This is a genomic window from Pseudomonas edaphica, from assembly GCF_005863185.1.
Lineage (GTDB): Bacteria > Pseudomonadota > Gammaproteobacteria > Pseudomonadales > Pseudomonadaceae > Aquipseudomonas > Aquipseudomonas edaphica.
The window spans coordinates 1-9,467 of sequence record NZ_VBVZ01000216.1 but is presented as its reverse complement, the minus strand read 5'-3'; the positions used below and the strand labels follow the sequence as shown (position 1 = coordinate 9,467).

The window sequence follows — 9,467 nt, the reverse complement described above, 5'->3', positions numbered from 1 at the left end:
CCTGACCCCTGTGGGAGCGGGCTTGCCCGCGATAACGGTCTGTCAGTCAGAAATTATTTAGCTGATACACCGCAATCGCGGGCAAGCCCGCTCCCACAGGGGTCAGGCGCAGTCAGGCAAGTCGCTATACGGCACGCCCCTTGCTCTACAGCTACCGAGGCAAACGGACCTTGTGAAACCTCAGCGACGGAGTGGCCGGTGGTCAGGCAACGCGAACTAAACCAGGCACCGGTCGTCAATGACTGCATGTTCTTATCAGGCGGTAACGCACCATGGACAATCCTTTTCAGATCATCACTGACACCTTCACGCCCACCTACCGCGTCAACCTGAGCATCCAACGGCTCGACGGCAGCATCATGCTCACCCTCTCGGACGAGACGGGCGTGGTGGCCAAACGCATGATCAGCGCCGAACAACGCAACGACCCAGAGCGGCTCAAGCGCCTGGTGCAAAGCATTCAGTTCGGCATCGCCATCGAGCAGGGTCACAGCGCCATGGAGATTCTGGCGGTGATGACGGATGGCGACAGCCACAAATTATTGCAGCCGCCGCCCGCCCGCACCCTGCCCTTCAGCGTCGGGCTTTAAAGCTCGCCTTTCTCGGTTTCCAGGCTCGCCTCGCCCTTGCGACGCGGGCCTTCGACCTTCACCGACGGGAACGCCGACGAGGCATAGCGCACCACCAGAATCGAGAACGCCAGCAACAGAATGCCGCCACACAGGTAGATGATGCCGATGTCCGGCGGGTTGTGGTGCGACACGTTGGAGATCAGCAGGCGCGTCAGCGCGGTGATTGCCACGTAGATCAGGAAGCGCACGGGCATGTGGTTGGTCTTGAAATAAATCCCGACCATTGCGCCCAATTCCAGGTAGATGAACAGCAGCAAGATGTCATCGATCTTGATGTGCCCCGTCTCCAGCATCCCCAGAAACTCCATCACCGCCGCCCAGGCCGTCACCGCACCAATGGCGAACAACGCCAGGTAGTGGAACGTCTCGACAAACAGATTGCCCAGCGACTCGGCCAGCCCATGGACTTGCTGACGCAGCTTTTCGGCCCAGTTAATTTTCACGATGAAGCTTCCTTAGGTCGATTCGACCGGATATTGCGGGTTAGACGTGACGGTTGTTCTGCATGCAGAAAAAAGGCCAGCGGCAGGTATAAGATGATGGCGTGGTGACATGAGGCACTGCAAACCCCTATTTACCGGCTACATTAAAAAACTGCTACCCAAACCTCGTGGTTTGGCTTACCCTTTTTACTGTATATGAATACAGTAGTCGCATAAGACAACTATCGTGAAGGCATGTGAGGTGGTGAATGGCCGTCGAAGTGGTATACCGCAGCAGCCGAGATCTGGAGCGTTTGTTCATGGATAAAGCCGAAGCTGATCGTCATGACAAGATGCTTGAACTCGCTGAGTTGCTGGCAGAAGTGTTGCAAAAAGCCGTGCCGTCCCTGAGCGAGCAGCAGGTGGAGGAAGCCGGGATCTACATGGCGAAGAATCGCGATGTGTTTGCCAAGGCGTTCAAGAGCCAGCCGGATGCATTGTCCGAGTTGCTGAACCCGGTGGCAGAGTAAAGCCCGAATTGAACAGGCCCTGAATCATTGATTCAGGGCCTTTTTAATGCCTGGATTATTTGTAGAGCAGGCGCTCGGCCAGTTCATCGGCCACCCGTGCAGGGGAGCGTTTTTCGGCCTGGGCGTGGGCAAAGATCTCGGTGAGGCGTGTGCCGATATTTGACAGGTGCGCGGTGATACCTGGCAGCTCGGTGCCGGCGTGTTTGAGGGCGACGTAGATCAGGCCGCCGGAGTTGATCACGTAGTCCGGGGCGTAGAGGATGCCGCGTCCCTCTAACTGGTCGGCGATGTCCAGGTTGCTCAGTTGCGCGCTGGCGGAGCCCGCCACGGCAGCGCAGCGCAATTGGCCGACCGTGTGGCGATTGAACACCGCGCCCACACCGCACGGCGCCAAGATGTCACAGGGTGTGCTGAGCAACGCATCGTTGGCGATAGGGTGTGCGCCCAACTGCTCCATGGCCAATTGCACCTTGCCGTGATCGATGTCGCTGACCAACAGTTCGGCGCCCGCCGCGTGCAGCTGTTCGGCCAGGGCATAACCGACATTTCCCAGGCCCTGGATCGCGACGCGCAAGCCTTCGAGGTTATCGCTGCCCAGGCGCGCCATGGCAGTGGTGCGGATGCCGGTGAACACGCCCATGGCGGCATGCGGTGCCGGGTCGCCGGCGGCTGTGGTGCTGGTGACAAAACGGGTGTGTTGGGCGATGCAGTCCATGTCGGCAACGCTGGTGCCGCTGTCGATCGAGGTCACAAAACGGCCGTCGAGTTTTTCAATGCAACGGCCAAACGCTTCAAACAGCGCGGCGCGGCTTTCCACGTGCACGGGGCGGATAATCACCGCCGTGCCACCGCCCACCGGCAAGCCGGCCAGGGCGGCTTTGTAGCTCATGCCTTGGGCCAGGCGCGCGGCATCGGCTACGGCACTTTCATCGTCGGGGTAAGCAAGATAACGGCAACCGCCCAAGGCAGGGCCGAGGCGGCTGTTGTGGATGGCGATGACGGCCTTCAACCCGGTGACCGGGTCGATGCTCAGGTGCAGCGATTCAAGGCGGGTGCTGTGCATAAGCGCAAACATCGTCAGGCTCCCGAATCACTTCTGGTAGAGGCCCCAGTATAGGCTTGCGGTAGAAAACTGCTGAATCACGCTGGAATAAGCCGCCAGGTTTCGTAGGCATCACGACATAAGCACGCAGGACATTTCTTAAGTTACTGGACGAAAATTCACAGCAAGGCTAAAACGTGGGCATCCGCCGGAGAATGCAATGAATCCCCGCACAGCCTTTTTCGCCTGCCTGGACCGCTCACCGCCTTCGCTGTTTGAAGCCGCGTTGTGGATGGCGGCTGAACACGATCCGAGCGTGCAACCCGTGCTGATCCTGCAAGACCTGACCTTGCTGCAACAACAGGTCAGCGTCGGTATGCCCATGCTGCCAGCGGATGAGCTCGGCCAGCCGTTGCTGCGGCGCATGAATGACTTGGGGTTTGCCCAGGATGACTCCACACCGCTGCGCCCCGCCGCCGCGCTGCTCGACAAGGTACTGCAGCGCAAACGCGGCCAGCCCTTGGCCATGGGCCTGATCGCGCTGGAGCTGGCGCGGCGCCTGGATATCCCCATGGTGGGGGTTAATTTCCCCGGCCATTTCCTGCTGCGGGTGCCTGGCGCCGACCACCTGTTGGACCCCTGCGGCGGCCGGCGCCTGTACCCCAACGACTGCCGCGAGCTGTTGCACCGCCAGTACGGGCCAAACCTCAAGTTGCAGGCCGAGCACCTGCTCACCGCCGAACCGCGCGCGATACTGCAACGGCTGTCACGTAACCTGCGCCAACTGCACCTGGCCAATGACCACCCGCTGTCGGCCCTGATTGATGCCGAGCGCGTGCTGGAGTTGGGCAACGCCAGCGCTGCGGATTACCTGGCGCGGGCCAGCCTTTACCAGCGCCTGGACTGCCCGAGCGCCGAGCGCTTTGACCTCGAACACGCACTGCTGCTCAGCGAAGACCCGATCCAGCGCCTGCGCCTGACCGAGCGGCTGGGGCATTTGCCGCCCAACACCGTGGTGCATTGAACTACTTATTTTTGGCGATCAGGATTTATTGTGGCGAGCGCACTTGAATGATCAGCAGCTCCGCAATCACCGCCGGAATCGCACAGAAGAAGAAAATCTGCTCCACCGGAATATGCATCGCCAGCAACATGCTGCCAAACAACGGCCCCAGGATTGAACCAAAGCGCCCCACGCCCAACGCCCAGCCGGTGCCGATAGCACGCACATGCGCCGGATAGAAGTTGCTGGCGAAGGCGTTGAGGGTCAGTTGCCCACCAATAATGCAGAACCCGGCCGCGAACACACAGGCCACCAGATAACGCGGGTTGTCGTGGTTCAGCCCGAGCAAAATCGTGCACACAGCAGCCGCCGCCAGCACGCCGGATAGCAGCCGCACTTTGCTTTTCAGGCGGTCGGCAAACCAGGCCATGCCGATGGCGCCCAAAGTGCCGGCAAACAGGAACATCGAGGTCACAAGGTTCGCTTGCTTCAACGTCAGGCCGCTTTCCAGCAACAGCGTCGGCAGCCAGCTGATCATGAAATACAGCAGGATCAGGCTGACAAAAAAAGTGGCCCAAATCAGTATGGTCGGACGCGCGTAGCCGTTGCGAAACAGCTCCACCACCGTGAGTTTGCTGCCCTGCTCCTGAAGATTCTCTGCCTCGCTCGCCAGCGGCGGCTGCCAGTCGGGCAGCATGCGCGCCGTAACCTTTTGCAGTCGCGCATACGGCGGCGCATCCCGCAGCAAACGCGGCAAGGATTCCGGCAGCAACCACACCAGGAAGGGGAACAGCAGCAACGGCGTCACCCCGCCTGCCAGAAACACCGCCTGCCAGCCGTAGCCTTCGATAAAACCTGCGGCTACAAACCCACCCGCCGCGCCACCGAACGAGAAGCCGCAGGCGGCCAGGGTCACCATCAAGGTACGCATGCGCGGCGGGGAATATTCCGACATCAACGCCATGGCGCTGGGCATCGCGCCGCCCATGCCAATGCCGCAGATAAACCGCGCGGCCATCAGTGTGGTCAGGGAGTTGGCGAACACCATCAGCACGGTGAGGCTCGCGTAGATCAGCACGCAGGCGAGCAGGATACGGCGCACACCAAAGCGGTCGGCCAGCGGCGTTACCAATAACGAACCCAGGGTCAGGCCCAACAGGTTGGCGCTGAATACCGGGCCGAACGCGGCTTTTTCCAGCCCCCAATCCTTGGCCAATGCCGGCACTACGTAGCCCAGCACCTGGGCGTCATAGCCGTCGGTTACCAGCAGCAACGCCAGCAACAGGAGAATCAACCACTGGTAGCGCGACACCGGACGGGCGTCGAGTGCCGCGCGAAAGCTGGCAATCTGATTGTGCATCGCAAGGTACCTGTTATTTTTATAAGGATGACGCGGATCAAACTGTGGGAGCTGGCTTGCCTGCGATGACGGTGTGTCAGCCAGCGAATGATCAACTGATAGGCCGCTATCGCAGGCAAGCCAGCTCCCACATTGATTTAGGGTGTGTCGGGTTGGTTGGCCGGATGCGCTTGCACAAACGCCGGATGCTGCGCCGCCAGCGCCGCCACGCGTCCAATGCGTGGGTACGCGCCCAACGGCACCTTGAAGCGCTCAGCCGCGTACAACTGCGGGATCAGAAACGCATCCGCCATCCCCGGCTGGTCACCAAAACAAAAGCCTTCATCCCCAATCAACTGCTCCACCGCGCCCAGGCCCTGGCTGATCCAATGCCCGATCCACTCGAGCACTTGCGCCTCGTCATGCCCCCATTTACGCAGCAGGTTTTGCGTGCTGGAGTTGTGCAGCGGATGTATATCGCAGCCAATGATCGACGCCACCGCGCGTTCATGGGCGCGGGTCGCCAAGTCCTTGGAGAGTAGCGGCGCCTGTGGATAACACTCTTCCAGGTACTCAATGATTGCCGGTGATTGAATCAACAGTTCACCCTCATCGGTACGCAGCGCCGGCACGCGGCCCTGCGGGTTGATCGCCAGGTAAGCCGGCTGGCGATTCGCACCGCCCGGCGGGACCAGCAGGTTCACCGGCACGGCGGTAAAGTCCAGCCCCTTGAGTGCCAGGGCGATACGCACCCGGTACGACGCCGTAGAGCGGTAGTAGGTATAGAGTTCCATCGCCCTGCCCTCTTAGCGTGCTGCGATCACAGTGCCACGGCATTCGCCGAAACCGATGGAGGCAAACCCCTCACGGCTGCAACGGGCGCGCAGGATGATTTCGTCGCCATCTTCAAGGAACTTGCGCACCTCGCCGGAGGCCAGTTCGATCGGCTTTTTACCGCCTTCGGTAATTTCCAGCAGGCTGCCGAACTGCCCCGGCTGCGGCCCGGACAAAGTGCCCGAACCAAACAGGTCACCGGCCTGCAACTGGCAGCCATTGACGCTGTGGTGAGCAACCATTTGCGCTACGGTCCAGTACATGTGCTGGGTGTTGCTCAGGGTCAGGCGGTGTTCCGGCAAGTTTTGCTCGCGCATCGCGGCGGTGGTCAGCAGCACTTCCAGTTCGATGTCGAAACCGCCAGCGGCCTGGTCACGCGTGTCCAGCAGGTAAGGCAGCGGCTGCGGGTCACCTTCGGGGCGCGCCGGCTGGGCCTTGCGAAACGGCTCCAGGGCTTCGGCGGTGACCACCCACGGCGAGATGCTGGTGATGAAGCTTTTCGACAGGAACGGGCCGAGCGGCTGGTATTCCCAGGCCTGGATATCCCGCGCCGACCAGTCGTTGAGCAGGCAGAAACCGGCGATATGCTCGGCGGCGTCGCCAATGGCAATCGAGTCGCCCATGGCATTGCCCTGGCCGATCCAGATGCCCAGTTCCAATTCGTAATCCAGGCGCGCGCAGGGGCCGAAGGTGGGCTCGGTGTGGCCGGCCGGCAGCGTCTGGCCTTTAGGCCGACGTACGTCCGTGCCCGAGGGGCGAATGGTCGAGGCGCGGCCGTGATAGCCAATCGGCACGTACTTGTAGTTGGGCAGCAACGGGTTGTCGGGACGGAACAGTTTGCCGACGTTTTGCGCGTGTTCGATGCCCACATAAAAGTCGGTGTAATCACTGATTTTTGCCGGCAGATGCATCTGGCAATCAGCCGCGCGGTGCAGCACCTGCGCCTCACGGGTGTGCAGCTTGCTGCCCTCGGCGAGTAGCTCCAGCAGGCGCTCGCGCAAGGCTACGCGCGGGCCACGGCCGAGTTCAAAAAACGCGTTCAGTTGACCACCGGCAGTGGCTTCAACGGCACGCCGTGCTTCACCTTCGAACTCATCCAGCGCAGCGTGCAGGTCGAGAATCGAATCGCCAATCGCCACGCCACTGCGCGGCGCCGAGCCATTGATGCTGAACACGCCCAGCGGCAGGTTCTGCAAGGGGAAATCGCGGTGGCCGTTGGCGGAGGCTACCCAGCTGCGGGTAAAGGTTGGCTGAGTCATCGGTTATCTCCGGTTCGGGTTGAAGGTGGCGGGCAGCGAGGCCCAGCACGCATCGTAGGAAGGTTGCAGTTGTGGGCACTCAAGGGCGAACTGTGTCGGGCGCAGCACCTGGCTGGTCTCGAACATGAAGGCCATGGTGTTATCGATCTTGTGCGGCGCCAGGTCCACGTTGATGGCTTTGGTGCAGGTCTCGCCGTCCGGGCCATGGGCACTCATGCAGCTGTGCAGCGACGCGCCACCCGGCAGGAAACCCTCGGCCTTGGCGTCGTAGGCGCCCTGGATCAGGCCCATGTATTCGTTCATCAGGTTGCGATGGAACCACGGCGGACGGAAGGTGTTCTCGGCCACCATCCAGCGCGGCGGGAAGATCACGAAGTCGAGGTTGGCCAAGCCGTGCACACTGGTGGGCGAGGTTAATACGGTGAAAATCGACGGGTCCGGGTGATCGAAACTCACCGTGCCGAGGGTGTTGAAGCGGCGCAGGTCGTACTTGTACGGCACGTTATTGCCGTGCCAGGCGACCACGTTCAACGGCGAATGGTCCAGTTCGCAAGCCCAGAGTTCGCCGAGGAACTTCTGCACCAGCGTGGTCGGCTTTTTGCTGTCTTCGTAGTGCGCAACCGGCGTGAGGAAGTCACGCGGGTTAGCCAGGCCGTTACTGCCGATCGGCCCAAGGTCTGGCAGGCGCAGTGGCGCACCATGGTTTTCCGCGACATAGCCACGAGCCTGCGCATCCAGCAGTTCGATGCGAAATTTCAAACCACGGGGCAGCACCACGATTTCCAGTGGCTCAACGTTCAGCACCCCCAATTCGGTGGCGATACGCAGACGGCCCTGCTCGGGGACGATCAACAGTTCGCCATCGGCGTTGAAGAACACCCGCTCCATGGAACGGTTGGCGCGGTAGTTGTAGATGCTGATGCCTGAGGGTTTTTCCGACCCGGAGTTAGCGACCATGCCTACAAGGCCGTCGACAAAGTCGGTCGGCTCACTTGGACTATCCAGCGGGTTCCAGCGCAAGCGATTCGGCGTCACCGCGCCCAACGGCCCACCGGCCAATTGCCGTTCCAGCTTGATAAACGCCGGGTGGTTGGCTGATGGCTGAATGCGGTACAGCCAAGTGCGGCGGGCTTCGCTGCGCGCCATGGTAAAGGCGGTGCCGGAGAACAATTCGGTGTACAGGCCGTAGGGGGCTTTTTGCGGGGAGTTCTGGCCGACGGGCAGCGCGCCGGACAGGGCTTCGCTGGCGAATTCATTGCCGAAGCCCGACAGGTATTCGAGGTTCATGGATCATCCTCTGTGCGGAAGTTGTTTTTATCGTAATCCAGTTACGCATAACGTAATTTGATCACTATCGACCGTCAAGCTATAAAGACGCCCATTCATCTCTCGGATTCTCGCCCTTCCATGGAAAAGCCCCGCGACACCGGTAAACAGAAAGTCCGCTCGGCCGAAGTGGGCACCGATATCCTCAAGGCGCTGGCCGAGCTGTCCCCGGCCACTTCGCTGTCGCGCCTGGCCGACCATGTGCAGATGCCGGCGAGCAAGGTCCACCGCTATTTGCAGGCACTGATCGCCTCGGGCTTCGCCGAGCAGAACGCCGCCACCAACCATTACGGCTTGGGTCGCGAGGCCTTGCGCGTAGGTTTGGCAGCGCTGGGCAGCATGGATGTGTTGAAAGTCGGCGCGATGCCGCTGGCAGAGCTGCGCGATGAATTGAATGAAACCTGCTTTTTGGCGGTGTGGGGCAACCAGGGCGCGACCGTGGTGCAGATCGAGCCGGCGGTGCGCGCCGTCACCGTGGTGACGCAGCTGGGTTCGGTGCTGCCGCTGCTCAGCTCGTCCACCGGGCTGGTGTTCAGCGCCTATTTACCGTCGCGGGAAACCGTGGAATTGCGCGAACGCGAGATTCAGGCCGGGACTGCCCATGCCCTGGCGGACGACGAGGCTTACGCCAGCGCCTGCGAACAGATCCGCAGCCGTGGCCTGCACTTTGTGCATGGTTTGCTGATGCCCGGCGTGGATGCATTATCGGCGCCGGTGTTCAATGCGGTTGGGCACGTCGCGGCGGTGATGACCGTGGTCGGCCCCACCTCACTGTTCCATGCCGATGAAGACGGCCCGGCGGCGCAGCACTTGCTGGCGGCGACTCGGGCCGTGAGTTGGCGCATGGGCTATCAGCCCTGAATCACTCGTCCCAGCCTGACAAAGCCAGCGCCACGCGGTTTTCCACGGCTTTGACCTGCGCGCCACCCACCACGTAGTTGTTGCTCAGCATCGAGAACACCAGCTTGCGCCCCTTGCTATCGGTGATGTAACCGCTCAAGGACGACACGCCGCCCATGGAGCCGGTCTTGGCATGCAGGTTGTTCTCGGCCGGTGTACCGCGCAGGCGCTACCGCAGGC

Annotated in this window: 10 protein-coding genes and 1 pseudogene; 4 read left to right on the top strand and 7 right to left on the bottom strand. The window is 61.4% G+C overall.

The genetic code is table 11. The annotated features are described in order from the left end of the window. The first annotated feature begins 272 nt into the window (after positions 1 to 272). Positions 273 to 590 (top strand): DUF3509 domain-containing protein, encoded by a 318-nt coding sequence (locus FEM54_RS15805; protein ID WP_058419385.1) that lies wholly within the window; start codon positions 273 to 275, stop codon positions 588 to 590. Here FEM54_RS15805 and FEM54_RS15800 read toward each other — a convergent pair. Then, positions 587 to 1,075: a phosphate-starvation-inducible protein PsiE gene (locus tag FEM54_RS15800; protein WP_017135172.1), complete on the bottom strand. Its 489-nt coding sequence runs from the start codon at positions 1,073 to 1,075 to the stop codon at positions 587 to 589. The two genes, FEM54_RS15805 and FEM54_RS15800, sit on opposite strands and share 4 nt — an antisense overlap. A 248-nt stretch (positions 1,076 to 1,323) precedes the next feature. Here FEM54_RS15800 and FEM54_RS15795 point away from each other — a divergent pair, with 248 nt between their 5' ends. Then, entirely contained in the window at positions 1,324 to 1,584 is a 261-nt protein-coding gene (locus FEM54_RS15795) for a YebG family protein (protein WP_138451819.1), read from the top strand. 55 nt (positions 1,585 to 1,639) lie between these two features. On the opposite strand, the gene FEM54_RS15790 is transcribed toward FEM54_RS15795, so the two are convergent. Beyond that, positions 1,640 to 2,659 (bottom strand): Glu/Leu/Phe/Val dehydrogenase family protein, encoded by a 1,020-nt coding sequence (locus FEM54_RS15790; RefSeq protein WP_017135173.1) that lies wholly within the window; start codon positions 2,657 to 2,659, stop codon positions 1,640 to 1,642. 187 nt (positions 2,660 to 2,846) lie between these two features. Here FEM54_RS15790 and FEM54_RS15785 point away from each other — a divergent pair, with 187 nt between their 5' ends. Continuing rightward, complete coding sequence (locus FEM54_RS15785; protein ID WP_017135174.1) at positions 2,847 to 3,650, top strand: SirB1 family protein; 804 nt, start codon at positions 2,847 to 2,849, stop codon at positions 3,648 to 3,650. 25 nt (positions 3,651 to 3,675) lie between these two features. Here the strand turns inward: FEM54_RS15785 and FEM54_RS15780 are convergent, their stop codons facing one another. From FEM54_RS15780 to hmgA, 4 genes are all read right to left on the bottom strand, one after another. Next, positions 3,676 to 4,989, bottom strand: a complete 1,314-nt coding sequence (locus FEM54_RS15780; RefSeq protein ID WP_138451817.1) for an MFS transporter — start codon at positions 4,987 to 4,989, stop codon at positions 3,676 to 3,678. 137 nt (positions 4,990 to 5,126) lie between these two features. After that, on the bottom strand, positions 5,127 to 5,762 hold the full coding sequence (gene maiA, locus FEM54_RS15775) for a maleylacetoacetate isomerase (RefSeq protein WP_017135176.1): 636 nt from the start codon (positions 5,760 to 5,762) through the stop codon (positions 5,127 to 5,129). 12 nt (positions 5,763 to 5,774) lie between these two features. Next, entirely contained in the window at positions 5,775 to 7,061 is a 1,287-nt protein-coding gene (fahA, locus tag FEM54_RS15770; RefSeq protein WP_138451815.1) for a fumarylacetoacetase, read from the bottom strand. A 3-nt stretch (positions 7,062 to 7,064) separates the two neighbouring features. Further along, positions 7,065 to 8,348, bottom strand: a complete 1,284-nt coding sequence (gene hmgA / locus FEM54_RS15765; protein ID WP_138451813.1) for a homogentisate 1,2-dioxygenase — start codon at positions 8,346 to 8,348, stop codon at positions 7,065 to 7,067. 120 nt (positions 8,349 to 8,468) lie between these two features. Here hmgA and FEM54_RS15760 point away from each other — a divergent pair, with 120 nt between their 5' ends. After that, positions 8,469 to 9,248 (top strand): IclR family transcriptional regulator, encoded by a 780-nt coding sequence (locus tag FEM54_RS15760; RefSeq protein WP_017135179.1) that lies wholly within the window; start codon positions 8,469 to 8,471, stop codon positions 9,246 to 9,248. A 1-nt stretch (position 9,249) separates the two neighbouring features. On the opposite strand, the pseudogene FEM54_RS15755 reads toward FEM54_RS15760, so the two are convergent. After that, positions 9,250 to 9,456 (bottom strand): annotated as a pseudogene (locus FEM54_RS15755) (D-alanyl-D-alanine carboxypeptidase); the annotation flags it as partial. Between the last annotated feature and the right edge of the window lie 11 nt (positions 9,457 to 9,467).